This is a genomic window from Streptomyces sp. NPDC001204 (assembly GCF_053598035.1).
Map to the genome: position 1 here is coordinate 160,169 of NZ_JBSFJL010000001.1, position 24,295 is coordinate 184,463.

Sequence of the window (24,295 nt, forward strand, 5' to 3'; positions counted from 1 at the left end):
CAGCGGAACTACGCTTGTTTCCCGCCATTTCAACCCCCGAAACCCGGGTTTTGATGTGACTTACATGACGAAGGAGTGGCCCGGCCTGACCTTCCCCCTCTCGGGGGCGTAGCCTTTATTCCCGCTGTCCATCATTCTTGTGAAGCGGAAGAGGGCGGTTGCCGCCGTGTCGCCACAGTCCCCCAGTAACTCGAGCATCTCGACCGACACCGACCAAGCCGGGAAGAACCCCGCGGCCGCGTTCGGTGCCAACGAGTGGCTCGTCGACGAGATCTATCAGCAGTACCTCCAGGACCCGAACTCCGTAGACCGCGCCTGGTGGGACTTCTTCGCCGACTACAGGCCGGGGGCTGCCGCCCCGCAGGCCCCGGCGGGTACCGCGGCCGCGGGGGCCGCGGAGACCACCACCACGGCTCAGGCGGCGCCCGCCGCCGCTCCGGCCGCCCCGGCCCGGCCCGCTGCCCAGGCCGCCGCCGCGCCCGCCGCTCCCGCGCAGGCCCCGGCCGCGCCGCGGCCCGCGGCAGCCGCTCCGGCTCCCGCGAAGCCCGCGGCCCAGGCCCCGGCGCCGGCGAAGCCCGCCGCCAAGGCCGAGCCCGCCGCAGAGGCGCCCGCGGGTCCGGAGTTCGTCACGCTGCGTGGTCCCTCCGCCGCGGTCGCGAAGAACATGAACGCCTCGCTGGAACTGCCCACGGCCACGTCCGTGCGCGCCGTCCCGGTGAAGCTGCTGTTCGACAACCGCATCGTCATCAACAACCACCTCAAGCGGGCCCGCGGCGGGAAGATCTCCTTCACGCACATCATCGGCTACGCGATGGTCCAGGCCATCAAGCAGATGCCGTCGATGAACTGGTCCTTCGCCGAGAAGGACGGCAAGCCCACCCTGGTCAAGCCGGACCACGTCAACCTCGGCCTGGCCATCGACCTGGTCAAGCCCAACGGCGACCGCCAGCTCGTCGTGGCCGCCATCAAGAAGGCCGAGACGCTGAACTTCTTCGAGTTCTGGCAGGCCTACGAGGACATCGTCCGTCGCGCCCGCGACAACAAGCTGACGATGGACGACTTCACCGGCGTCACCGTCTCCCTCACCAACCCCGGCGGTCTCGGCACGGTCCACTCCGTGCCGCGCCTGATGCCCGGCCAGTCGGTGATCATGGGCGTCGGCTCCATGGACTACCCGGCGGAGTTCCAGGGCACCTCCCAGGACACCCTGAACAAGCTCGGCATCTCCAAGGTCATGACGCTCACGTCGACCTACGACCACCGGGTGATCCAGGGCGCCGCCTCCGGCGAGTTCCTGCGCGCCGTCGCCAACCTGCTGCTCGGCGAGCGCGACTTCTACGACGACATCTTCAAGTCGCTGCGCATCCCCTACGAGCCGGTCCGCTGGCTCAAGGACATCGACGCCTCGCACGACGACGACGTCACGAAGGCCGCCCGCGTCTTCGAGCTGATCCACTCCTACCGGGTCCGCGGCCACGTCATGGCCGACACCGACCCGCTGGAGTACCAGCAGCGCAAGCACCCCGACCTGGACATCACCGAGCACGGGCTCACCCTGTGGGACCTGGAGCGCGACTTCGCGGTCGGCGGCTTCGCCGGCAAGACGCTGATGAAGCTGCGCGACATCCTCGGCGTCCTGCGCGACTCGTACTGCCGCACGGTCGGCATCGAGTTCATGCACATCCAGGACCCCAGGCAGCGCAAGTGGATCCAGGACCGCGTGGAGCGCCCGCACTCCAAGCCGGAGCGCGAGGAGCAGCTGCGCATCCTGCGCCGGCTGAACGCGGCCGAGGCCTTCGAGACCTTCCTGCAGACGAAGTACGTCGGCCAGAAGCGGTTCTCCCTGGAGGGCGGCGAGTCCGTCATCCCGCTGCTGGACGCGGTCATCGACTCGGCGGCCGAGTCCCGCCTGGACGAGGTCGTCATCGGCATGGCCCACCGCGGCCGCCTCAACGTCCTGGCCAACATCGTCGGCAAGTCGTACGCGCAGATCTTCCGCGAGTTCGAGGGCAACCTCGACCCGAAGTCGATGCACGGCTCCGGCGACGTGAAGTACCACCTGGGCGCCGAGGGCACCTTCACCGGCCTGGACGGCGAGCAGATCAACGTCTCGCTGGTGGCCAACCCCTCCCACCTGGAGGCGGTGGACCCGGTCCTGGAGGGCGTCTCCCGCGCCAAGCAGGACATCATCAACAAGGGCGGCACGGACTTCACGGTCCTGCCGGTGGCCATCCACGGCGACGCGGCCTTCGCGGGCCAGGGCGTGGTGGCCGAGACCCTGAACATGTCGCAGCTGCGCGGCTACCGCACCGGCGGCACGGTCCACATCGTCATCAACAACCAGGTCGGCTTCACGGCCGCCCCGGAGTCCTCGCGTTCCTCCATGTACGCGACGGACGTGGCGAGGATGATCGAGGCCCCGATCTTCCACGTGAACGGCGACGACCCGGAGGCCGTGGTCCGCGTGGCGCGGCTGGCCTTCGAGTTCCGCCAGGCGTTCAACAAGGACGTGGTGATCGACCTCATCTGCTACCGCCGCCGCGGTCACAACGAGTCGGACAACCCGGCCTTCACCCAGCCGCTGATGTACGACCTGATCGACAAGAAGCGCTCGGTGCGCAAGCTCTACACCGAGTCGCTGATCGGCCGGGGCGACATCACCCTGGAAGAGGCCGAGCAGGCGCTCCAGGACTACCAGGGCCAGCTGGAGAAGGTCTTCACCGAGGTCCGCGAGGCCACCTCCCAGCCGGCCTCCGGGGACGTCCAGGCGCCGCAGGACGGCTTCCCGGTCGCGGTGTCCACGGCCGTCTCAGCCGAGGTCGTCAAGCGCATCGCCGAGTCCCAGGTCAACATCCCCGACCACATCACCGTCCACCCGCGGCTGCTGCCGCAGCTCCAGCGCCGGGCGGCGATGGTCGAGGACGGCACGATCGACTGGGGCATGGGCGAGACCCTCGCCATCGGCTCGCTGCTCCTGGAGGGCGTCCCGGTCCGGCTGTCCGGCCAGGACTCCCGCCGCGGCACCTTCGGCCAGCGGCACGCGGTGATCATCGACCGTGAGACGGGCGAGGACTTCACCCCGCTGCTGTACCTGTCCGAGGACCAGGCGCGGTACAACGTCTACGACTCCCTGCTGTCCGAGTACGCGGCGATGGGCTTCGAGTACGGCTACTCGCTGGCCCGCCCGGACGCGCTGGTGATGTGGGAGGCCCAGTTCGGCGACTTCACCAACGGCGCCCAGACCGTGGTGGACGAGTTCATCTCCTCCGCCGAGCAGAAGTGGGGCCAGACCTCCGGCGTCACCCTGCTCCTGCCGCACGGCTACGAGGGCCAGGGCCCGGACCACTCCTCCGCCCGCCCGGAGCGGTTCCTCCAGCTGTGCGCGCAGAACAACATGACGGTCGCGATGCCGACCCTGCCCTCGAGCTACTTCCATCTCCTGCGGTGGCAGGTGCACAACCCGCACCACAAGCCGCTGGTCGTCTTCACCCCGAAGTCGATGCTGCGCCTGAAGGCCGCGGCGTCGAAGGCGGAGGAGTTCACCACGGGTCAGTTCCGTCCGGTCATCGGTGACGAGTCGGTGGACCCGGCGGCGGTGAAGAAGGTCGTCTTCACCGCGGGCAAGGTCTACTACGACCTGGACGCCGAGCGCCGCAAGCGCGGCGCGACGGACCCCGCGGCTGCCGAGACGGCGATCATCCGCCTCGAGCGGCTGTACCCGCTGCCGGGTGCCGAGCTCCAGGCGGAGATCGCCAAGTACCCGAACGCGGAGAAGTACCTGTGGGCCCAGGAGGAGCCGGCGAACCAGGGCGCGTGGCCGTTCATCGCCCTGAACCTCATCGACCACCTGGACCTGGCGGTCGGCGCGGACATCCCGGCCGGCGAGCGCCTGCGCCGCATCTCCCGTCCGCACAGCTCCTCTCCGGCCGTCGGTTCCGCGAAGCGGCACCAGGCGGAGCAGGAGCAGCTGGTGCGCGAGGTGTTCGAGGCGTAACCGCCCCCGCGCGTCGTACCTGACCGGGCCGCACCCCCTGAACGGGGGTGCGGCCCGGTCGTTTCGGCGCACCTATCCTTGACCACATGTACTTCACAGACCGTGGCATCGAAGAGCTGGAGAAGCGGCGGGGCGAGGAGGAGGTCACCTTCGAGTGGCTGGCCGAGCAGCTGCGGACCTTCGTCGACCTGAATCCGGACTTCGAGGTGCCGGTGGAGCGGCTGGCGACCTGGCTGGCCCGGCTGGACGACGAGGACGACGAGTAGAGACCGACGTCCGTTCGGTGCGGGGCGCTCCCTTGGGGGCGCCCTGTTCGCATTTCGGGGGCCTGCCCTTGCCTCACCGGAACGAGTGTCTTGACTTCACGCGGACGCGATATATCGTGGATGCAGGCGACGCGATATGGCGTGTCGCGTCCCGTCCGGGGAGGTCTGCACCATGTCCGAGTGGTCCGTCGGTGAGCCCAGGAAGCTCACCTTCGACGAGCCGGTGACCGCACTCAACGTCCGCATCGTGCACGGAACGGTGAACGTCGTGGGTGCCGACGAGGGCCCGGCCCGCCTGGAGGTCTCGGAGATCGAGGGACCTCCCCTGATCGTCACCCAGCAGGGCGGAACGCTGACGGTGGCGTACGAGGACCTGCCCTGGAAGGGCTTCCTCAAGTGGCTGGACAACAAGGGCTGGCGGCGCAGCGCCGTGGTCTCCGTGGCCGTTCCGGCGAGCGCGCGCGTGGAGCTGGGCGTGGTCGGTGCCGGCGCGATGGTCTCGGGAATCGACGGACGCGCCGAGGTCAAGGGCGTCTCCGGGGACACCACCCTGGTGGGCCTGACGGGCCCGGTGCGCGCGGACACCGTGTCGGGGAACGTGGAGGCACAGGCCCTCTCCGGTGATCTGCGGTTCAACTCGGTCTCCGGCGACCTGACGGTGGTGGACGGCGCCGGCCCCTCGGTCAGGGCGGACTCGGTGAGCGGGTCGATGGTCGTCGACCTCGACCCGGCGGGCGGCCCCACCGACGTCAGCCTGACCAGCGTCTCCGGTGAGATCGCCATCCGGCTCCCCCACCCGGCGGACGCACGGGTGGACGCGAACACCGCGAGCGGGACGGTGTCCAACGCCTTCGAGGACCTCAAGGTCGGCGGCCAGTGGGGCGCCAAGCGGATCACCGGCCGCCTCGGCGCGGGCAACGGCCGGCTGAAGGCGACCACCGTCTCCGGCTCCATCGCGCTGCTGCGGCGCCCGCCCACGGAGGACGGACCGTGGGAGGCGCAGCCGCGGGACGCCCGCCCGGCCGGGGAATCCAGCGGCGGCACCGCCGGTGACACGACCGGCAAGGCCGATGGCACGACCGACAAGAAGGTGCTCTGACATGCCTCCCGTCTTCGCCCACGGCCGCCTGCGCCTCTACCTGCTCAAGCTGCTCGACGAGGCCCCGCGCCACGGCTACGAGGTGATCCGGCTGCTGGAGGAGCGCTTCCAGGGCCTGTACGCCCCCTCGGCGGGCACGGTGTATCCGCGGCTGGCCAAGCTGGAGGCCGAGGGCCTGGTCACGCACACCACCGAGGGCGGCCGCAAGGTGTACGCGATCACGGACGCGGGCCGCGCCGAACTGGCCGACCGCAGTGGTGAGCTGGCCGACCTGGAGCTGGAGATCCGCGAGTCCGTCGCCGAACTCGCCGCGGAGATCCGCGCCGATGTGCGCGGCGCCGCGGGCGATCTGCGGCGCGAGATGCGCGCGGCGGCGTCCCAGGCCCGGGAGGGCACCGGGGAACACGGAGAGCACGGCGAGCACGGCAAGGCCGACGACAAGGAGGCCTGGCAGGCCGCCAAGGAGGAGATGCGGCGCGTCAAGCAGGAGTGGAAGGAGCAGGCGCGGCGCGCGAAGGAGGAGAGCCGCAGGGCGCGCGACGAGGCCCAGCGGGCCCGGCGGCAGGCCAAGGAGGCTCAGGAGCGGGCGCGGACCCAGGCGCAGGAGGAGTTGCAGCGTATCGCCAAGCGGGTCCAGGAGCAGGTGCAGGACCACTTCAGCCGGGGCGACTGGCCCACGGGGGTGCGCGAGGGCCTGACCGAACTCGCCAAGGAGTTCGGCGACTTCGGCAAGGATTATGTCGGCCGCGGCACGGCCCGCCCCGAGTACTCCACGACCCCGGAGGACTTCCCGGCCGACTACGAACCGGCCTGGGCGCACGAGGACCCCACCGGCGACCCGGCCCGCGACCTGGACCGCCTCCTGGACCGCTTCCGCGACGACATCCGCGACACGGCCCGGGACAACGGCATCACCGCCGACCAGCTCCGTGAGGCCCGCCGCCATCTGTCGACGGCGGCGGCCCACATCGCCTCGCTCCTGCACCGCCCGAAGGTCTGACGGCGCCCGCCGGCCCGTTCCGGCGGCCGCCCCTCGACTCAGCCGGCCGCCCGTGCCTGTCCCCCGCCGTACAGCACGCGGGTCACCGACTCGTGGGTCACGCCGTGGTCGGCGAGGGCCTCGGCGGGCACGCCCGGGCGGACGGTCAGGGCGAGGAGGATGTGCTCGTCGCCGATGTGCCGGTCACGGTGGGCCACCGCCGAGCGCAGGGCCTTCTCAAGGGTGTCCTTGGCGCTCCGGCCGAAGGCGCGGCGGCCCGGCCAGGCACCCTTGCCCTGCCGGTCGCCGGACATCGCCCCGACGCCGTGCGCCTCCTCCACCCGGGAGACGATCTCGGAGACGTCGATGCCCAGGCCCGCGAGGGCGTCGGTGTCGGCCCGGGACAGGCCGGCGCGCCGCCGCGCGTCGTGCAGCGCCTGCCGCACGGGCTCCCCGCGCTCGTCGAGCCCCAGCGCCGCCAGCGCGAAGGACCCACGGCTGCCCTGGCGGTCGAGAAGGGCGAGCAGCAGGTGCTCGGCGTCCACGGTCTGCGCTCCCGCGTCCTCGGCGTACTCCACCGCACCCCGCACCACGGCCCGGGCGTCCTTCGTGAACCGTTCGAACATCACTGCCTCCCGTACTTCTTGTGCACGGCCTGCCTGCTCACTCCGAGCTCGGCGGCGATCTCCTGCCACGACCAGCCCTGGTTGCGCGCACTGCGCACCTGCACCGCCTCCAGCTGCTCGAGCAGCCGGCGCAGCGCGGCGACGGCCCGCAGCCCGACTCGGGGATCGCGGTCGCCTGCGCGCTCGGCGAGATCCGTTGCTTCGGTCATGCTGTCAACTTACATTGACGCCGCGAGGGTTGTCAACCGTGGTTGACGTATCCAGGGGGAGGCATCCGGGGGCCGGAGACGCCTCAGACGCGGGCAGGCGAACGGCGGGTCCGGAACACGCCGTTCGGACCCGCCGTTCGGAGAACAGATGGCGAGAGTCAGGAGTTGGTGAGCACGACCTTGCCGAAGTGGCCGCCCGACTCCAGCCGTTCGAAGCCCTCACGGGCCCGGTCGAGCGGCAGCACCTCGTCGATGACGGGACGGACCCCGGTGGCGGCGCAGAAGGAGAGCAGGTCCTCCAGTTCGTCCTTGGTGCCCATGGTCGAGCCGACGACCTTCAGCTCCAGGAAGAAGATGCGCGTCAGCTCGGCGTGGGACGGCCGGTCGCCGCTCGTGGCCCCGGAGATGACGATCGTGCCGCCGGGCCGCAGCGACTTGACCGAATGCGACCAGGTGGCCGCGCCGACGGTCTCGATCACCGCGTCCACCCGCTGCGGCAGCCGCGCCCCCGGCTCCAGCGCCTCCACCGCGCCCAGCTCCACCGCGCGCCTGCGCTTGGTCTCGTCCCGGCTGGTGGCGAACACCCGCAGCCCGGCCGCCTTGCCGAGCACGATCGCGGCCGTGGCGACACCGCCGCCGGCGCCCTGGACGAGTACGGAGTCGCCGGGACGCACGCCGGCGTTGGTGAAGAGCATGCGGTACGCCGTGAGCCAGGCCGTGGGCAGGCAGGCGGCCTCCGCGAAGGAGAGCTCCTTGGGCTTGGGCAGGACGTTCCAGGTCGGCACGGCCACCTGTTCGGCGAAGGTGCCCTGGTAGCGCTCGGTGAGGATGGACCGGGGCTCCCCGGGCCCGACCCCGTACCCGCTCTGTCCGATCACGGAGTGCAGGACGACCTCGTTGCCGTCCTCGTCGACGCCGGCGGCGTCGCAGCCGAGGATCATGGGGAGCTTGTCCTCGGACAGCCCCACCCCTCTCAGCGACCAGAGGTCGTGGTGGTTCAGTGAGGCGGCCCTGACGTTGACCGTGCTCCAGCCGGGTCGGGTCTCGGGGGCGGGACGCTCCCCCGACTCCAGGCCGCTCAACGGCTGGTCGCGGTCGATTCGGGCGGCGTAGACAGCGAACATGACCTTGACCATAGGGGTGCGCCCCGGCCGGCGGAACCACGCGCCTCTGTGACACTCACCCTCTTGCCGGGCAGGAGAACGCCGGGCAGGAGGACAAGAGAAACGGCCCCGTCCTCGGGGGACGGGGCCGTTCGGGCCGGCTCAGCGACGCGCCACGCCCTCGGCACGGGCCGCGGCGGCCACCGCCGCGGTCACGGCCGGGGCCACCCGCTCGTCGAACGGCGAGGGGATCACGTAGTCCGCGGCGAGGTCGTCCCCGACGACCCCGGCCAGCGCCTCGGCCGCCGCGATCTTCATTCCCTCGGTGATCCGGGACGCCCGCACCTGGAGCGCGCCCGCGAAGATGCCGGGGAAGGCCAGAACGTTGTTGATCTGGTTGGGGAAGTCCGAGCGCCCGGTCGCCACGACCGCCGCGTACTTGTGCGCGACCTCGGGGTGCACCTCGGGGTTCGGGTTGGCCATGGCGAACACGAAGGCGCCCTCGGCCATCGACGCCACGGCCTCCTCCGCGACCGTGCCGCCGGAGACGCCGATGAAGACGTCGGCGCCGGCCAGCGCGTCCTCCAGGGAACCGCTGATCCCGGCCTTGTTGGTGAACTCGGCCACCTCGCGCTTGACCTGCGTCAGGTCCGTGCGGTCCGCCGACACCACGCCCTTGCGGTCGGCGACCGCGACATCGCCGATACCGGCCTCGATCAGCATCTTGGCGATGGCCACACCGGCCGCGCCCGCGCCCGAGATGACGGCCCGCAGGTCCCCGATCGCCCGCCCGCTCAGCCGGGCCGCGTTGCGCAGCGCCGCGAGGGTCACGACCGCCGTGCCGTGCTGGTCGTCGTGGAAGACCGGGATGTCCAGACGTTCCTGGAGCCTGCGCTCGATCTCGAAGCACCGGGGGGCCGAGATGTCCTCCAGGTTCACGCCGCCGAAGGACGGCGCGAGGCGCACCACGGTCTCGACGATCTCGTCGACGTCGGTGCAGCTCAGCGCGATCGGCACCGCGTCCACGCCGCCGAACTGCTTGAACAGGATCGCCTTGCCCTCCATCACCGGGAGGGAGGCTTCGGGGCCGATGTCGCCGAGCCCGAGTACGGCCGTGCCGTCGGTCACGACGGCGACCACGGACGACTTCCACGTGTAGTCGTGGACCAGCTCCGGCTGCTCCGCGATGGCGGAGCACACGCGCGCGACGCCGGGTGTGTACGCCAGGGACAGGTCGTCCTTGTCGCGGACCGGCACGGTGGCCTGCACGGCCATCTTGCCGCCGCGGTGCAGCGCGAAGGCCGGATCGAAGGAATCGAGCGGCTCAGCCCCGCCGTCCTGATCCGTACCGCGGTCGCTGCGAGGATTGACGATCTCCGCTGCCACTTCGTTTTACCCCTTAAGTGTTCATGGTTTGAGGGTTGCCGCTCCTGGTGAGGAGCGGGCGGGACCGCGCACGGACCGTGAGTGATGCCTTCGGTCCCCTGCGCGACGGGCGCGCCGCACACGCGCCCTGAGCCCCGGATGAGGGGTGTAAAGAACCTTCTTACCGGACGACCGGCGTCAACGACGAGTCCATAACGTCAAGGTCACATGACGGAGGCACGGCACTTGGCCCAATATGGGGACAACTCGTCGTCGAATGCCCGACAGAGCCGCAACTGCACTCAAACATCGTGTCCCGGCAGGCCGCATCCTGAGACGGGCCGAAGATCTTCCGGCCGAAAGAAGGCATTCCCGCAGATGGTCCGGCTTCGCCGAAGCCGCTCAGCGTGGTTCGGGGGTCACCCGTTATCCGATTTTGACATGGCGACTCCCCTGAATGGCGCAGCCCGAATGGCAAGATGCGGTCAATCACACGAGGTCGCAACACCCGAAGGTGTGTGTTCTCGTCGCCCCGTCGGCAGCTCCATCCATCAGCCGGAGGAACCACAATGACCGCACGCTCCACCCGTCGTACGACCGCCGCGCACTCCCGGCTAGCTGCGGTCGGCGCGATCGTGGTCGCCGGCGCCCTGATCCTCACCGGCTGCGGTGACCAGACCAAGGACAAGAAGGAGCCGTCGGGCAGCGGCTCGTCGAACGCGGCCCCGCTGGCCGACAAGCTCCCGGCCCAGATCCGGGAGAAGGGCTCCATCAAGGTCGGCTCCGACATCGCGTACGCGCCGGTCGAGTTCAAGGACAAGTCGGGCAAGGTCGTCGGCCTCGACCCCGACGTCGCGGCCGCCCTGGGCAAGCAGCTCGGGGTGACCTTCGAATTCGAGAACGGCACCTTCGACGCCCTGCTCACCGGCCTGCGGTCCAACCGCTACGACATCGCCATGTCGGCCATGACGGACAACAAGAGCCGTCAGGAGGGCATCGACCCGAGCACGGGCAAGAAGGTCGGCGAGGGCGTCGACTTCGTCGACTACCTGACGGCCGGTGTCTCGATCTACACCCGCAAGGGCGACACCAAGGGCATCAACAGCTGGTCCGACCTGTGCGGCAAGAAGATCGCCCTGGAGCGCGGCACCGTCTCGGAGGACCTCGCGAAGTCCGAGGCGAAGAAGTGCCCGAGCAACAAGAAGCTCACCATCGAGCCGTTCGACGACGACCAGCAGGCCCAGACCCGTCTGCGCTCGGGCGGCGCGGACGCCGTCTCCTCCGACTTCCCGGTGGCCGCGTACGCGGTGAAGACCTCCGGCGGCGGCAACGACTTCGAGGTCGTCGGCCCGCAGGTCCAGGCGGCCCCGTACGGCATCGCCGTCAGCAAGACGAACACCCAGCTGCGCGACGCGCTCCAGGCCGCGGTGAACGCGATCATCAAGAACGGCGAGTACGAGAAGATCCTGGAGAAGTGGGGCGCCCAGGACGGTGCCGTGAAGGAATCCGTCATCAACGGCGGCAAGTGACCGTGCCCGAGCGGCCGCTGAGAGGCGACACCCGTGACTGCTGACATCGACAAGACGGCGGGGCCCAAGGACACACCCCCGGCCGGACCGCAGGCCATCAAGGCCATTCCGGTCCGGCACTACGGGCGGTACCTCACCGCCGCCGTCGCGATCGCGATCCTGGTCGCGATCATCTACGCGTTCGGCCAGGGCAAGATCAACTGGCACGCGGTTCCGGACTACTTCTTCGACGACCGGATCATCACCGGCGTCGGCAAGACCCTGCTGCTGACGGTCCTGTCGATGGTGATCGGCATCGTCGGCGGCATCATCCTGGCGGTGATGCGCCTGTCGAAGAACCCGGTGACCTCGTCCATCGCCTGGTTCTACATCTGGTTCTTCCGCGGCACCCCGGTCCTGGTCCAGCTGTTCCTGTGGTTCAACCTGGGCCTGGTCTTCGAGTACATCAACCTGATGCCGTTCTACAAGGACTACTGGTCGAACTTCATGACGCCGCTGCTGACGGCGCTGCTCGGCCTGGGTCTGAACGAGGCGGCGTACATGGCGGAGATCTGCCGCGCCGGTCTGCTCGCCGTCGACGAGGGCCAGACGGAGGCCGCCCACGCGCTGGGCATGAGCCACTCCAAGACCCTGCGCCGGATCGTCATCCCGCAGGCCATGCGGGTGATCGTGCCGCCGACCGGCAACGAGGTCATCAACATGCTGAAGACGACCTCGCTCGTGGCGGCCGTCCAGTTCTCGGAGCTGTTCCGTTACGCCCAGGACATCGGCCAGGTCTCCGGCGCCCCGGTGGAGATGTACTTCCTCGCCGCCGCCTGGTATCTGATCATGACCTCGGTGCTGAGCGTGGGCCAGTACTACATCGAGCGGTACTACGCCCGCGGCTCCAGCCGCAGCCTGCCGCCGACGCCGTGGCAGAAGGTCAGGGCGCACCTGACGTCCTTCTCCAGCAGGAAGGTCACGGCATGACCGACAAGCTCACCAAGCAGGACACCACCGAGCGCGACGCGGGCGCCGCGATGGTGAAGGCCGAGGGCGTCCACAAGTCCTTCGGCCAGGTGGAGGTGCTCAAGGGCATCGACCTGGAGGTCAGGCCCGGCGAGGTGTTCTGCCTCATCGGTCCCTCCGGCTCCGGCAAGTCGACGTTCCTGCGCTGCATCAACCACCTGGAGAAGATCAACGCGGGCCGGCTGTACGTCGACGGCGAGCTCGTCGGCTACCGCCAGCAGGGCGACAAGCTGTACGAGCTGCGCGACCGCGAGGTCGCCATGAAGCGCCGGGACATCGGCATGGTCTTCCAGCGTTTCAACCTGTTCCCGCACATGACCGCGCTGGAGAACGTCATCGAGGCGCCGGTCCAGGTCAAGGGCGTGAACAAGGGCGAGGCCAGGGACCGGGCCGTGCAGCTGCTGGAGCGCGTGGGCCTGGCCGACCGGGCGGGGCACTACCCCTCACAGCTCTCCGGCGGCCAGCAGCAGCGGGTGGCGATCGCCCGCGCCCTGGCCATGGACCCCAAGCTCATGCTGTTCGACGAGCCGACATCGGCGCTCGACCCGGAGCTGGTCGGTGACGTCCTCGACGTCATGCGCGACCTCGCCGAGTCCGGCATGACGATGGTCGTCGTCACCCACGAGATGGGCTTCGCCCGCGAGGTGGGCGACAGCCTGGTCTTCATGGACGAGGGCGTGGTGGTGGAATCCGGCCATCCGCGCGAGGTCCTGACGAACCCGCAGCACGAGCGCACGCAGTCGTTCCTGTCGAAGGTGCTGTAGCAGGACGCGAACGACGGCGGACGAGACGGACGAGGGGCGGTACGGGACGGATCCCGTACCGCCCCTCCCGTGTGCGGTGCGTGCGAGCCCTACTTGAGGGCGAGCAGCAGCGTGTCCGACGGCGAGCACCACACCGGGCGGGCCTCCGTGAAGCCCTGGTCGCGCAGTACGCGCGCGTGCCAGGCGGCGGCCGGCATGTCCCCGTCGGCGTGCTCGCCGTAGATCTCGAAGCGGCGGGCCGTCGGTTCGGCCAGCACCGGGTCCTTGGCGGCCAGCTGCCACCACTCGGCCCAGTCCAGGGCGCCGGCCCGCTTGGCCTGTTCCATGCACGCGTGCCGCTGGGCGCGTTCGGCCGCGTTGATCCTGGGGGTGGTCTCGTCGATCATGTGGTCCGCGTTCATGAAGACACCACCGTCGCGGACGAGTTCCGCGACCCGGCCGTAGAGGGCGGCGAGAGGTTCGCTGTGCAGCCAGTGCAGGGCCGTGGCGGTCAGAACGGCGTCGTAGGAGTCGTACGGCAGCTTCGCCGGCCAGTCGGGGTCCTTGAGGTCCGCGGTCACGAAGGAGACCCGCTCGTCGCCGTCGAAGGTGCCGCGCGCGATGGCGAGCAGCGCCGGGTCGAGGTCGACGCCGGTGCTGGTGGCCCCGGGGAAGCGGGCGAGCAGCCGGGCGGTGATGCTGCCGGTGCCGCAGGCGAGGTCCAGGACGCGCGGGGTGGTGCCGACGAGCGCCTCGACCATGTCGAGCATGATGCGGAAGCGTTCCTCGCGGTCGGGCATGTACCACTCCTGCTGGCGGTCCCAGCTCTCCTGCCAGGCGACCCAGTCGGCCCCCTCCGCGGTGATGCCCGTCCTCATGTCCGTCATCGCAGCCCTCCCTGCCCACGTCACGTAATACCCTTGAAGGCCAGCCGGCTGTTACCCGACCGCTCCTCGACCATAGAGCGCCTCCGTAAGGACTACAAGTGGAACTGGCCTATTACTCGGATTACGCCGTACGGCTCGTCAACAGCGAGGAACCGGCCCGGGGCAAGGACACTCTGACCTCGGTCGACGCGGTGCGGGACCTGTTCGGCGCCAACGCCTCGGCGGCCCGCCGCGCCACCGACGCCGATGTCACGCGCTTCCGCTCGGTGCGGGCCCGGCTGCGCTCGGTCTTCGAGGCCGCCGACCAGGGCGACGAGACGCTCGCGGTGGCCCTGCTGAACTCCCTGCTGCTGGAGTTCCCGGTGAGCCCGCAGATCTCGGGACACGACCACCGCGACGACGACGGCCGCCCGCTGTGGCACATGCACCTGGCGGACCACCCGTCCAACGCGACCGCCGGCTACGCGGCGATCGCGGCGATGGGGCTGGCCTTCCACCTCACGGAGTACGGCGTCGACCGCCTCGGCCTGTGCGAGGCCGCGCCGTGCCGCAACGCCTACCTGGACACCTCCACCAACCGTTCGCGCCGCTACTGCTCCGACCGCTGCGCAACCCGCGCGAACGTCGCCGCCTACCGGGCCCGCAAGCGCCTGGAGGCCGACCGGTCGGTGAACACGGGCCGGGCCGCCGACAGCGCCCAGCGCACGAGCGCCAGCGGCGAGCGCTGAGCGCGTCTGCGCGGCCGGTAGCGGAACCGCACCTTGCCCAGGACCAGGTCCTCGGGCACGGTCCCGTAGTCGGTGCTGTCCCCGCCCGCGTACGCGTTGTCGCCCAGCACCCACCAGCCGCTGTCGCGCCGCTCCGAGGCACGCTTGACGACCAGCAGGTCCTGCTGGAACGGATGCCGCAGGACCACCACGTCACCGGGCCGGATCCGGGCGCCGTACTGCACCACGAGCCGGTCCCCGTGGTGCAGCGTGGGCACCATGGACGGCCCGGTCACCTCGGCCAGCCCGAAGGGCAGCGCGGCGCCCCTGCGCTCGGTCTCCTGCGACAGCTCCGGCATCCCCGGCACCTCCCCGGTCACGTTCCTCCACCAGTCTCAGTCTCACCCCGGACTTTTGTCCTAAGCCCTAGGGGGCACTCGCGAAAACACGCCTGGCAGGGAGTAATGTCCCACCTGAGAAGACGATCACGAGGAAGGATGGCTCCATGCTTTCCCGCCTGTTTGCCCCCAAGGTCAAGGTCAGCGCGCACTGCGACCTTCCCTGCGGTGTGTACGACCCGGCCCAGGCCCGCATCGAGGCGGAGTCGGTGAAGGCCGTCCAGGAGAAGATGGCCGCGAACGACGACCCGCACTTCCAGGCGCGCGCCACCGTCATCAAGGAGCAGCGCGCCGAGCTGGCCAAGCACCACGTCTCCGTGCTGTGGAGCGACTACTTCAAGCCCCCGCACTTCGAGAAGTACCCGGAGCTCCACCAGCTGGTCAACGACACGCTGAAGGCCCTCTCCGCCGCCAAGGCCTCGACCGACCCGGCCACGGGCCAGAAGGCGCTGGACTACATCGCCCAGATCGACAAGATCTTCTGGGAGACCAAGAAGGCTTGATCTTGTATCACGCCCGTTGACCTGCGGTTTCCTTGACCGCCTGGTCTATCGGTCCGCACCCGGTCCGCAGTCCGCCGAGCACGGCGTCCATGACGGACCGGGTGCGGTCTTCTTCGCCCGGCCACAGGTGGGCGTAGATCCGCAGCGTGATGACTGCGGAAGCGTGGCCGAGGACCAGCCGGACCTGCTTGACGCTCGCGCCGCCGGCGATGAGCGCGGAGGCATAGAAGTGCCGCAGGTCGTGGGTCACCATGTGCGGCAGCTCGACGGCCTTGCGGCCCTCGCGGTCGGCTGCCTCGTTCTCCGCCGCCTGGAGCGCCCTGCGGGCGCAGTTCCACTCCGTCTTCCAGCGGCGGTAGTTGAGAGGCTCGCCCTCCTCCATGGTGAAGAGCCACTCCTTGGAGGGCCGTGCGGCCAAGTGCGCCAGGAGGGCATCCGTGACGACCTCGCCGACCGGGACCGTCCGCCGGGACTTGGCGGTCTTCGGCGGGCCGATCTTCCCGGACTGGAGACGCTGCCGCTCGACGCGGATGGCGCCGGCCTTGAAGTCGACATCCGACACCTTGAGACCGAGCAGCTCGCCTATACGCAAGCCTGAGCCGGCGAGCGTGACAATGGCGGCGCGGATGTACGGCGGCATCACGCGGGCCATGGCCTCAACCTGCGCGACTGTGGGCGGAGTGACCTCCTCGTCCGGCATGGGCGGGAGGGTGATCCGGCGGTACGGGCTGGACGCGATGACCTTGCCCTCGACGGCCGCGGTCATAACGCGCACGAGGACGTCGTAGACGTTGCGCACGCTGCCGGGGCCGAGCTGTTCGGACAGGCTCTTGAAGAGCACCTGTATGTCGTTACGGCGTATCGCCGCCATGGAGCGGGCTCCCAACGCCGGTACGAGGTGGAGCCGCAGCGCGTTGTCGGTGATGCGCTCGCCCGCCTCGCTGGCGATCAGCGAGCCCTCCCACTTCTCGGCGTACTTCTCGAACGTGACGCGGCCGGCGCGCGGGTCGACGTACTGGCCGGTGACCATGCTGGCCGTGACCTCGTCGAGCCAGCGCTGGGCGTCGAGCTTGCGGTCGAAGTGGCGGGCGTGCTCCTTGCCGTCGAGGTCTCGGTAGCGGGCCCGCCATTTGCCGTTGGGGCGCTTCTGGATGTTGGCCAAGTGGCCCCTCCTTCGTGTCGATTGTCAGTAGTGGCCGCCGTCCTCGATGTCGTTGCTGAGGGTGCGAGCGTCCCGCTCGTCGCCCATGAGGCGGAGGCACTGCTCGTGGATCGCCCGCGAGCTGTCTGGGTGGGCCTTGATGTGGTCGGCGATGGCAACCACGGCGTGGTGTAGACGGTCGCGCGCGTCTCGGGCTTCGTAGAACGCCTCGACGGCCTCTTGGACGAGCCGCCGACTGTCGATGTCGAGCCCCTCCAAGGGCGGGGACATCAGCTCTTCCAGGGGGAGCTCGAAGACGCGGCTGAAGGCGAGGGCCTCGTCGAGGTTGATGCGCCGGCGAGGCGTGCCGTTCTCGATGCGCCAGATCGCCGTCTGGTTCATCTTGACGCCGGCTCTGGTCACCCGATCCGCCAGCTCGGTCGTGCTCCACCCTCTGACCTCGCGCTCCAGGGCCACGCGCGCGGCCACGTTCCCTTCGCTGTAGAGCAGCGGCACCTCGCCGCCTTCGGGCCTGTCGCCTGCCATTGAACCTCCATCGCCACCGTCGCTATCCCAATTGAAACATGAGCTTCCCGATTTGGGTAACCGGCGATCCTGGGATACAACCTTATGCAGATCGAATCGTCACCTAGTCGAATGGGAATGCATGCGATACCTGACCACCGCCGAGGTCGCCGAGCGCTACCGCACGGCGGAGAGCACCGTCCGCTACTGGCGCCACACCAAGAAGGGGCCGCGCGGCATCAAGGTCGGCAAGCGGGTGCTGTACCCCGAGGCGGAGCTGCTGCGCTACGAGCGCACGCTGATCGACGGCCAGGACGAGTGGGGTCTGGCCTCATGAACCGCCGGCCGCCCGGGACACAGCAACGGCCCCCGGCGCGCCAACGCCGAGGGCCGAGGATTCCCCTGCACGTTGCCCATCCCTGAACGAACGAACCGGTGAGGGCCGGGACCTTGCCCGTCCCGTCCCTCACCTGAGAGGAACGTCTATGGAGGACCCTACGTCCCCCGCCACCTCGAAAGTATCCGACAAGGCCGTCTGGCCTGTCGCTGCGGTCCCCGGCCAGGGCATGCCCTGGCCGGGGACCGAACGGAGTCACGGTCCCCGGCGGCACCCGCCAGCGGCGATGCTGCGCCGGGTGTTCCGGTCGGGGACGGAAGCACCCCCAGCGCAGCACATGTGCAGGTCAGCGCCCTGGGGGCCGGTCCCGCAGGAGCGGAGGCCGGGGACCGGACGGAGGCTTTCGGTCCCCTGGTCCCCGAACCCGGTCCCCGATTCCCGGGCGAGCGCGCCGTAGTCCGAGCCGATGGCGAGAGCCACGGTCCCCACGTGTCTGCGGGGACCGTGGTCCCCGACGGCGGATCGGGGACCGGGGACCGCGCCGGTACGGGCGGCGGGACGGCCGACGAGGGAGCCGCGCTGCTGGATGACCTACGTGCGGCGATCGGCCGGTACGTGGTGCTACCGAGCGACGAGGCCCTGACGGCGGTCACGCTGTGGGTGGCGGCCTCCCACATCCAGCCGGCCCTCCAGCACGCGCCACGGCTGGCGGTGGTGGGGCCGACCAAAGGGTGCGGCAAGTCCCGCGTCCTGGACGTGCTCCACGAGACCGTGCACCAGCCGATGATGACGGTGAACACCTCGCCGGCGGTGGTCTTCCGCGTCATCGGCAAGAACCCGCCGACGCTGCTGGTGGACGAAGCCGACACCATCTTCGGTCCCAAGGCCGGCGACAAGGAGGACCTGCGCGGCCTGCTGAACGCCGGGCACCAGCGCAACCGCCCCGCCTGGCGGATCTCCGGCCCGGAGCACAAGCCGACGGCGTTTCCCACCTTCGCCATGGCCGCGCTCGCCGGGATCGGCGACCTGCCAGACACGATCATGGACCGGGCGGTCGTGCTCCGCATGCAGAAGCGCAAGCCGGGCGAGCGCATCGCCCCGTTCCGCTCGCGGTACTCCGTTCCGGAACTGAACGCGCTGCGCGACCGGCTGACCGCCTGGCTGGCACCGCTGCGGAGCACCGCAGAGGGCTTGGTTCGGCAGATGCCGGTCGAGGACCGCGCCGCCGACACGTGGGAGCCGCTGGTGATCGTCGCCGACCTGGCCGGCGGGCACTGGCCCGCCCAGGCCCGTGCGGCCTGCCTGGCGATGACGCGCAACGAGGTGGTCCAGGACGAGCAGACGACGCTGAAGACCCGGTTGCTCCGGGACATCCGACGAGTCTTCGAGCAACAGGGCGACCAGGAAGCACTGCGCAGCCACGACCTGCTCGCCGCCCTCGTCCAGGACGCCGAGGCACCGTGGGCCGAGTACGGGACGAAGGGCCTGAACGCCTACCACCTGGCCAACCTGCTGCGCGACTTCGGCATCAGCCCGGCCAACCACCGCTTCGAGAACGGCAGGCAGGCCAAGTCGTACGCCCGTAACCAGTTCCTCGACGCCTGGGCGCGCTACTGCCCCGACCCTGCCCAACCGGCACCCGCAGCAGAGGAGACCGTGGTCGCACGTCGAGTCCCGGGCAAGCCACCGCCCCCTCCGACGGGGACGCTGCCTGTCGGTCCGCCTGGCGGGCCTGCCGGCCCCAAGCCCACGCGCTGACACCAGCTCCGTATCAATCCGTCGCATCCGTCCCCGCGCAGGTCAGCGCGGGGACGGAGTTCCTTGCCGATACGGATCACTCCGTACCTGCGACCGTCTCCGTACCTGTCCTGACCAGCTACGGGACGGATGCAACGGACGTGACGAAGCCCCACCCCACACGACCACCGGAGCACCACCATGCCCGAAACGAGCACCGACAACGCCCCCACCCACCGCCTCAAGGGATTCTTCGGCTTGACCCGCCGATCAGCAGCAAGCTGGAGCGAACGAGCCTCTAACGAGGCTTCGTCCGCGCTTGCCCCCGCCCCAGGGGTGGCGGAGGAGAAGGCCGAGCGCCAGGGGGCGCCCGAGCCGGAGGAGGGTGTAGCCGAGACCAGCTGCCCGCCCGCAGCCGACTCCGTCGCCCCTCGCACTCAGCCGCCGGCCGATGTCCAGCCGCCCGTCGAGCAGCTCTCCTGGCGGGACCTCGATGCCCCCGTCCTGCCCGCACTGATGAACCGCAAGCGGACGGTGGAGAAGCGCGACCAGGAGAAGACCATCCGCTTCACGCGGACCGCTGTGAGCGTGATCAGCGCCGCCGCTCACCAGCGCGGTCAGAAGTTCGCCGGATTCGTCGGGGACGCCGCCCTCGCCGTCGCCCTCGGCAAGGCAGGGCTGGTCGGCAGCCCGGAGGACGACCCGGTCCGCCCGCTGATCGAGGCCGTCGAGGCACACGCAGTCGCGCTGAACCGCATCGGCAGGAACCTCAACCAGATCACCGCAGTCATCCACCGAGGAACCGTGCCCGAGCGCGCCGAGGCGGTGCTGGACCGCGTCGAACAAGCGGCCCAGAACAGCTACCGACTGATCGACCAGCTCCTGACGGAAGGCACCGCGCATGGTTCCTGACGTCTCCACCGGCTCCGACACCCGCGGACTGATCGTCTACCTCTTCGGCCCCGGCCGCCGAGACGAGCACACCGACCCTCACATCGTCGCCGCCTGGGACATGGCCGGCGCCCCCGACCCCGGCCGCGACCCGGCAGCCACCTACTCCCAGCTCGCCAAGCGCCTCGACCACCACGTCGACCTGCGCACCCGCGAGCTGGGCGGCAAGAAGCCACCTCAGCACGTCTGGCACTGCCCGGTCCGCACCGCGCCCGGCGACCGCTACCTCACCGACGCCGAGTGGGCCGAGGTTGCCCGCCGCATCGTTCACGCCACAGGCATCGCCCCCGAAGGCGACGAGAAGGCATGCCGGTGGATCGCGGTGCGCCACGCCGACGACCACATTCACATCATGGCCACCACCGTCCGCGCCGACGGGCGCCGCCCGCGCACCCACCGCGACGGACAGCGGGCCCAAGCCGAATGCCGCAAGATCGAAGCCGAGTTCGGCCTGCGCCGCCTGAAGTCCAGCGACCTCACCGCGCCCCGCACCCCCACTGGCGCCGAACGCGCCAAGGCCGAGCGCCAGGGCCAGACGGTCACGGCACGGCAGTGGCTGCGCGAGCAGGCGTACGCGGTCGCCGCCGCCGTACGCAACGAAGCCGACTACTTCACCGTGCTGCAGTCACTCGGCATCAAGGTCAAGATGCGCCTCGGCCCCGAGACCGGTGACGTGATCGGCTACAGCCTCGCCGCCCCCGGCGACACCAACGCGGCCGGCAAACCCGTCTGGTACGGCGGCTCGAAACTCGCCCCTGACCTCTCCATCAACCGCCTACGCGAACGCCTCCCCGACCAGAAGGTGGCCGACCACCCGCGGTATGTGGCGGACCCCGCCGAGCCATGGCGTCAGACCAGCACTGCCATACACACGGCACGCACCGTCCTCGACTCCGGTGACGATGCCGCCGTCCAGGGCCACCTGGCCGCCTTCGGCGATGCCCTGTACAACATCGCCAGCGCCACGACCGGCCCACACCGGGCGGAACTGCGGGCCGCGGCGATGGCGTTCAACCGCGCCCGCCGCTCCGCCACCCGCGCCGACCACCAGGCCGCCACCGCTCTACGCAAGGCCGCCAAGGAACTCGCCTACGCCTCCGGCGAGCCGGGCGGGCTCGCGATCGCCCTGCTCTTCGCCACCGTGCACCTGGCCCGCGCCGCCGCCAAGTGGCACGAACAGCAGGCCGCTGCGGCCGAAGAAGCCCTCCGCCACCTCCAGGCGGGCTACCAGCAGGCCGCCCCACCCGTCCTGGCGGACTTGGCCCGCCGCGCACCACGAGCCGCAACCGCCCGCCGCTTCGAACAGGACGTTCGCGCGGCCCTCCCCGACCACGCCGACCGGATCCTCACCGACCCCACTTGGACCGCCCTGACCACAACCCTCGCCCAGGCCGAAACCGCCGGCCACACCCCCCGACGGCTCCTGACCGAGGTGGGCACCCAACGAGAGCTCGACAGCGCCGAGCACCCCGCCGAGGTCCTCAACTGGCGCATCACCGCTCAGCCGAACCGGCGGACGCAAGCGGCTCGGATGCGAAGCACCACCAGCGGCACCTCGGCCATGTCCGCCACGCCACACCCTCCGGTCACACCAGTGGCCATGAGGCCCGAAGAGCGCAGTCGACACCGCTGACCCTGGTCAGATGCCCCGCCACGCCTCGTGGCGGGGCATCGGGTCCAGCTCAACGGCAGAGCTCCATGATGGTGTCGTCGAAGTCAGGAAACTCCTGTGCGGCCTGCGCGATGATCGCCGCTGCCGACGCACGGCGGTCCGGAGCGAATTGCTCCGCGATAGCCGCCAGGTCGCGATTGACCCGGGGAGCCCAATCCGGCTCGGGCTCGTAGGAGGTGGCTGCTTCCCACGGGCCGAATCCGTCAGCCAGCAGCCACAGGAAGGCACCCAGGTCGCGAGCGACGACGCCTGTCTCTCCTTCGGAGCCCAGAAAGACAATGGGCTGCTCCACCAGTTCCCAACCTGGACGAACCAGCCAGAGCGCCGCGTTCCCGCCGGTGCCGTCCTGGCCGAATACACGGAAGTCGTCGCCGTCCAGCTCGCCGTTGCCTGTCCACGCGCGGAACCACTCGGTGGTCTCATCAGCAGTCAGAAAGGACTCGTAGGGTTCGAAGTCGACACCGTCCTCGCCAATGCACTCGAGCCGGACCGCCATGGCAGCGGCAAGCGCGGCGGGGAACTGGCGATCTCCGTTCGCGATCATGCAAAGAGAGTAGCGATCGGCTTGGGCTTGGCGGCACCGCCTGCTCCAGATCCGCCCCAGCCGAAACGAGGCTGAACGACAAGGTCAGCCATCGTCGTCCACGCCTCCTCGCAGTCCCCAATCATCAAGGCCGGAGTAGATCACTGCGATGCGGCTCCTGGGGAAGTCGAACGCCGTGGCCTCCCCGCTATAGAGGGCTACCAGCGAGTCGGGCCCTCTCCACCACGTGTCCGCCAGGCCCATCACCTCGCGCACCGACGCATAGCCGTTCAGGCCGATGCCATCGACGTCATCGCCGACGAGCTTGGTGACCTGCCTTGCCCAGATGGATGCGTGGTGAGCCAAAGCGAGCGACTCCACCCAGCCCTCGATGGTCGCGTGGAGGGGCGCCCATTCATCTCCCTGGATACCGAACTCACCAGACGGACTGATCATGAATGAGTAGGGGACTGCGGTCCGCTGCATTCCAGCTTCGAACCACCACCCTGCAGAGTCTGCTTCGGGCGAGTCCGGATCGAGGTACTTGGGGCCTCCGTCGTACTGCGGTGCGGGTGGCAAGAGCAGACCGCCCCATCGCTCTTGGAAGGCCGCCATGCGATCGATCACCACTGCTGGGATGTCCCGCTCAAGCCACCACTGTCTGTGCCCCTCGACGGGGCGAACGTCGACCTTGATGCCATGCGCGGCGACAAAGGATCGAGCTCGGCGGGTCAGGCCGTCGGGCACATCGTTGATGAGGTGAAGATTCACCCGAGGGACGCTACCCAGTAGCCGTGGGGAGAGCATGCTCACAACCTCCTGGCATGTGCGGCCGTACCGCTCACTACGCTGGCAGGCGTGACCACGCCGCCGACCCCACGACTGACTCTGGACGCCGCCCGTGCCCTTCAGGGCATGCTCCGAACCGCGATCGGACCGGGGCTCACCGAGCAGGAACTCGACGCGGTCGAGACACGGTTCGGCTTCACCTTCGCGGCCGACCACCGCGTCTTCCTCTCCGCCGGCCTCCCGCACGGCTCGCCGGGGTGGCCCGACTGGCGCAACGGCAACCCCGAGGACCTGGCCGGGCGACTGGCGTGGCCGGTGGACGGCATGCTCTTCGACGTGGAGCACAACGTGTTCTGGCATCCCGCCTGGCCGTCGAGGCCGGCGGAGACATCCGAGGCACTGCGCGTCGCGAGGACCGAGCTGGAGAGCGTGCCGCAGCTGGTCCCGGTCTACGGACACCGCTACCTGCCCGGCACGGCGGGCGAGCACGGGCACCCCGTCCTGTCCGTCTACCAGACCGACATCATCCTGTACGGGAACGACCTCGCCGACTACATCCACCACGAGTTCGCCGGCCGATCGAGCGACCTCCACGCCCGTACGACAGTCGACTTCTGGTCGTACTTCGTCGAGGGCGGTCCGGGCATCGACGTCTCCCTGCCCACGCCGTTCACGCCGTACGCCAGGAGCGCGCAGGAGGCAGTCGGCTGCATCAGAATGCTGGCCCTGGAACGCCTGATCGGACGCCGGCACCACCCAGAGCAGCTCATCGAAGCCGGCCTCACGGCCCTGGTTCTCGACGTCGAGACGGAGTCTCTCCCCCTCCTCGCTGGCCTGTCACGCTCCGAGCACGCGCAGGCCGACGCCTTCTTCGGCCAGGTGCTGGACGAACTTGGCCTGCTCCAGGACCTCCCGGCCGACACCACCGACCTCCCGTGGGAAGCGGCGCGCTGGGAACTCGTCCGCTGGTGGCTCCAGCTGATCGTGAACGGCAGCCTGGACCCCGGCGCCGGCGGTGACCTGATCACGTACGAAGGATGGGGCGCACTGGCCCACCCACAGTCACTCAGACCCCTGGTCGACAAGACCGACGCCTACAACGACTGGGCAGCGATCCAACGCGGCGACTGGGAACCTCTGGCGGAAGAGATCACCGAGGAGGCAGGACGCCTGCTCGCCGGGCCCTGGCCACCACTGGGCTGAC

Annotated in this window: 24 protein-coding genes; 14 read left to right on the forward strand and 10 right to left on the reverse strand. The window is 69.8% G+C overall.

From position 1 onward, the window contains the following. The first annotated feature begins 166 nt into the window (after window positions 1-166). The 4 genes from ACWC91_RS00740 (at window position 167) to ACWC91_RS00755 (ending at window position 6,359) form a co-directional block, all read left to right on the forward strand. Window positions 167-3,994, forward strand: a complete 3,828-nt coding sequence (locus ACWC91_RS00740) for a multifunctional oxoglutarate decarboxylase/oxoglutarate dehydrogenase thiamine pyrophosphate-binding subunit/dihydrolipoyllysine-residue succinyltransferase subunit (protein WP_450640542.1) — start codon at window positions 167-169, stop codon at window positions 3,992-3,994. Between the two features lie 86 nt (window positions 3,995-4,080). Further along, window positions 4,081-4,260 (forward strand): DUF6104 family protein, encoded by a 180-nt coding sequence (locus ACWC91_RS00745; protein ID WP_003992906.1) that lies wholly within the window; start codon window positions 4,081-4,083, stop codon window positions 4,258-4,260. 172 nt (window positions 4,261-4,432) lie between these two features. Beyond that, complete coding sequence (locus ACWC91_RS00750; RefSeq protein ID WP_225075532.1) at window positions 4,433-5,359, forward strand: DUF4097 family beta strand repeat-containing protein; 927 nt, start codon at window positions 4,433-4,435, stop codon at window positions 5,357-5,359. 1 nt (window position 5,360) lies between these two features. Beyond that, on the forward strand, window positions 5,361-6,359 hold the full coding sequence (locus ACWC91_RS00755; RefSeq protein WP_225075531.1) for a PadR family transcriptional regulator: 999 nt from the start codon (window positions 5,361-5,363) through the stop codon (window positions 6,357-6,359). A 38-nt stretch (window positions 6,360-6,397) separates the two neighbouring features. Here ACWC91_RS00755 and ACWC91_RS00760 read toward each other — a convergent pair whose 3' ends face one another. The 4 genes from ACWC91_RS00760 to ACWC91_RS00775 all read right to left on the reverse strand — a co-directional run bounded on the left by ACWC91_RS00760 (window position 6,398) and on the right by ACWC91_RS00775 (window position 9,662). Continuing rightward, window positions 6,398-6,964, reverse strand: coding sequence for a Clp protease N-terminal domain-containing protein (locus tag ACWC91_RS00760; RefSeq protein ID WP_281157025.1), 567 nt, complete (start codon window positions 6,962-6,964; stop codon window positions 6,398-6,400). Next, window positions 6,964-7,173, reverse strand: a complete 210-nt coding sequence (locus tag ACWC91_RS00765) for a helix-turn-helix domain-containing protein (RefSeq protein ID WP_018571396.1) — start codon at window positions 7,171-7,173, stop codon at window positions 6,964-6,966. The genes ACWC91_RS00760 and ACWC91_RS00765 overlap by 1 nt, the downstream gene beginning before the upstream one ends. Window positions 7,174-7,331: 158 nt before the next feature. Then, window positions 7,332-8,297 carry a zinc-binding dehydrogenase gene (locus ACWC91_RS00770; protein WP_450640540.1) on the reverse strand — a complete coding sequence of 322 codons (966 nt, stop codon included), beginning with the start codon at window positions 8,295-8,297 and terminating at the stop codon, window positions 7,332-7,334. 141 nt (window positions 8,298-8,438) lie between these two features. Then, on the reverse strand, window positions 8,439-9,662 hold the full coding sequence (locus ACWC91_RS00775) for an NAD(P)-dependent malic enzyme (RefSeq protein ID WP_225075528.1): 1,224 nt from the start codon (window positions 9,660-9,662) through the stop codon (window positions 8,439-8,441). 548 nt (window positions 9,663-10,210) lie between these two features. Here ACWC91_RS00775 and ACWC91_RS00780 point away from each other — a divergent pair. The 3 genes from ACWC91_RS00780 to ACWC91_RS00790 are packed head-to-tail and all read left to right on the forward strand — an operon-like array spanning window position 10,211 to window position 12,942. Continuing rightward, window positions 10,211-11,170 (forward strand): ABC transporter substrate-binding protein, encoded by a 960-nt coding sequence (locus ACWC91_RS00780; RefSeq protein ID WP_225075527.1) that lies wholly within the window; start codon window positions 10,211-10,213, stop codon window positions 11,168-11,170. Window positions 11,171-11,203: 33 nt separating this feature from the next. Beyond that, complete coding sequence (locus ACWC91_RS00785) at window positions 11,204-12,139, forward strand: amino acid ABC transporter permease (protein ID WP_141358474.1); 936 nt, start codon at window positions 11,204-11,206, stop codon at window positions 12,137-12,139. A 50-nt stretch (window positions 12,140-12,189) separates the two neighbouring features. Further along, window positions 12,190-12,942 carry an amino acid ABC transporter ATP-binding protein gene (locus tag ACWC91_RS00790; RefSeq protein ID WP_225075652.1) on the forward strand — a complete coding sequence of 251 codons (753 nt, stop codon included), beginning with the start codon at window positions 12,190-12,192 and terminating at the stop codon, window positions 12,940-12,942. An 89-nt stretch (window positions 12,943-13,031) separates the two neighbouring features. Here the strand turns inward: ACWC91_RS00790 and ACWC91_RS00795 are convergent, their stop codons facing one another. Then, window positions 13,032-13,808 (reverse strand): class I SAM-dependent methyltransferase, encoded by a 777-nt coding sequence (locus ACWC91_RS00795; protein ID WP_281157026.1) that lies wholly within the window; start codon window positions 13,806-13,808, stop codon window positions 13,032-13,034. A 98-nt stretch (window positions 13,809-13,906) separates the two neighbouring features. Here ACWC91_RS00795 and ACWC91_RS00800 point away from each other — a divergent pair, with 98 nt between their 5' ends. After that, window positions 13,907-14,536: a CGNR zinc finger domain-containing protein gene (locus tag ACWC91_RS00800; protein WP_225075525.1), complete on the forward strand. Its 630-nt coding sequence runs from the start codon at window positions 13,907-13,909 to the stop codon at window positions 14,534-14,536. Here ACWC91_RS00800 and sodX read toward each other — a convergent pair. Next, complete coding sequence (gene sodX, locus ACWC91_RS00805; protein WP_225075524.1) at window positions 14,440-14,874, reverse strand: nickel-type superoxide dismutase maturation protease; 435 nt, start codon at window positions 14,872-14,874, stop codon at window positions 14,440-14,442. The two genes, ACWC91_RS00800 and sodX, sit on opposite strands and share 97 nt — an antisense overlap. 146 nt (window positions 14,875-15,020) lie before the next feature. Between sodX and sodN the strand changes: the two genes are divergently transcribed. Further along, window positions 15,021-15,416 (forward strand): superoxide dismutase, Ni, encoded by a 396-nt coding sequence (gene sodN, locus ACWC91_RS00810; RefSeq protein WP_020136639.1) that lies wholly within the window; start codon window positions 15,021-15,023, stop codon window positions 15,414-15,416. A 7-nt stretch (window positions 15,417-15,423) separates the two neighbouring features. Here the strand turns inward: sodN and ACWC91_RS00815 are convergent, their stop codons facing one another. Both ACWC91_RS00815 and ACWC91_RS00820 read right to left on the reverse strand, forming a co-directional pair. Further along, window positions 15,424-16,578 (reverse strand): tyrosine-type recombinase/integrase, encoded by a 1,155-nt coding sequence (locus ACWC91_RS00815; RefSeq protein ID WP_450640538.1) that lies wholly within the window; start codon window positions 16,576-16,578, stop codon window positions 15,424-15,426. A 24-nt stretch (window positions 16,579-16,602) separates the two neighbouring features. Further along, complete coding sequence (locus ACWC91_RS00820; RefSeq protein WP_450640537.1) at window positions 16,603-17,103, reverse strand: helix-turn-helix transcriptional regulator; 501 nt, start codon at window positions 17,101-17,103, stop codon at window positions 16,603-16,605. 121 nt (window positions 17,104-17,224) lie between these two features. Between ACWC91_RS00820 and ACWC91_RS00825 the strand changes: the two genes are divergently transcribed. The 4 genes from ACWC91_RS00825 to ACWC91_RS00840 all read left to right on the forward strand — a co-directional run bounded on the left by ACWC91_RS00825 (window position 17,225) and on the right by ACWC91_RS00840 (window position 21,740). Beyond that, the gene (locus ACWC91_RS00825) at window positions 17,225-17,419 is read left to right on the forward strand and encodes a helix-turn-helix transcriptional regulator (RefSeq protein WP_450640536.1); all 195 of its coding nucleotides are present in this window, start codon (window positions 17,225-17,227) and stop codon (window positions 17,417-17,419) included. A gap of 504 nt (window positions 17,420-17,923) precedes the next feature. After that, window positions 17,924-19,177: a DUF3631 domain-containing protein gene (locus ACWC91_RS00830; protein ID WP_450640547.1), complete on the forward strand. Its 1,254-nt coding sequence runs from the start codon at window positions 17,924-17,926 to the stop codon at window positions 19,175-19,177. Between the two features lie 315 nt (window positions 19,178-19,492). Then, the gene (locus tag ACWC91_RS00835; RefSeq protein ID WP_450640545.1) at window positions 19,493-20,068 is read left to right on the forward strand and encodes a hypothetical protein; all 576 of its coding nucleotides are present in this window, start codon (window positions 19,493-19,495) and stop codon (window positions 20,066-20,068) included. Next, window positions 20,058-21,740, forward strand: coding sequence for a relaxase/mobilization nuclease domain-containing protein (locus ACWC91_RS00840; protein ID WP_450640535.1), 1,683 nt, complete (start codon window positions 20,058-20,060; stop codon window positions 21,738-21,740). Before ACWC91_RS00835 ends, ACWC91_RS00840 begins: the two co-directional genes overlap by 11 nt. 49 nt (window positions 21,741-21,789) lie before the next feature. On the opposite strand, the gene ACWC91_RS00845 is transcribed toward ACWC91_RS00840, so the two are convergent. Both ACWC91_RS00845 and ACWC91_RS00850 read right to left on the reverse strand, forming a co-directional pair. Next, on the reverse strand, window positions 21,790-22,323 hold the full coding sequence (locus tag ACWC91_RS00845; RefSeq protein WP_450640533.1) for an SMI1/KNR4 family protein: 534 nt from the start codon (window positions 22,321-22,323) through the stop codon (window positions 21,790-21,792). 84 nt (window positions 22,324-22,407) lie between these two features. Continuing rightward, complete coding sequence (locus ACWC91_RS00850) at window positions 22,408-23,073, reverse strand: hypothetical protein (RefSeq protein WP_450640532.1); 666 nt, start codon at window positions 23,071-23,073, stop codon at window positions 22,408-22,410. A gap of 87 nt (window positions 23,074-23,160) precedes the next feature. Here ACWC91_RS00850 and ACWC91_RS00855 point away from each other — a divergent pair, with 87 nt between their 5' ends. Then, window positions 23,161-24,294, forward strand: coding sequence for a hypothetical protein (locus tag ACWC91_RS00855; protein WP_450640531.1), 1,134 nt, complete (start codon window positions 23,161-23,163; stop codon window positions 24,292-24,294). Window position 24,295: the final 1 nt, after the last annotated feature.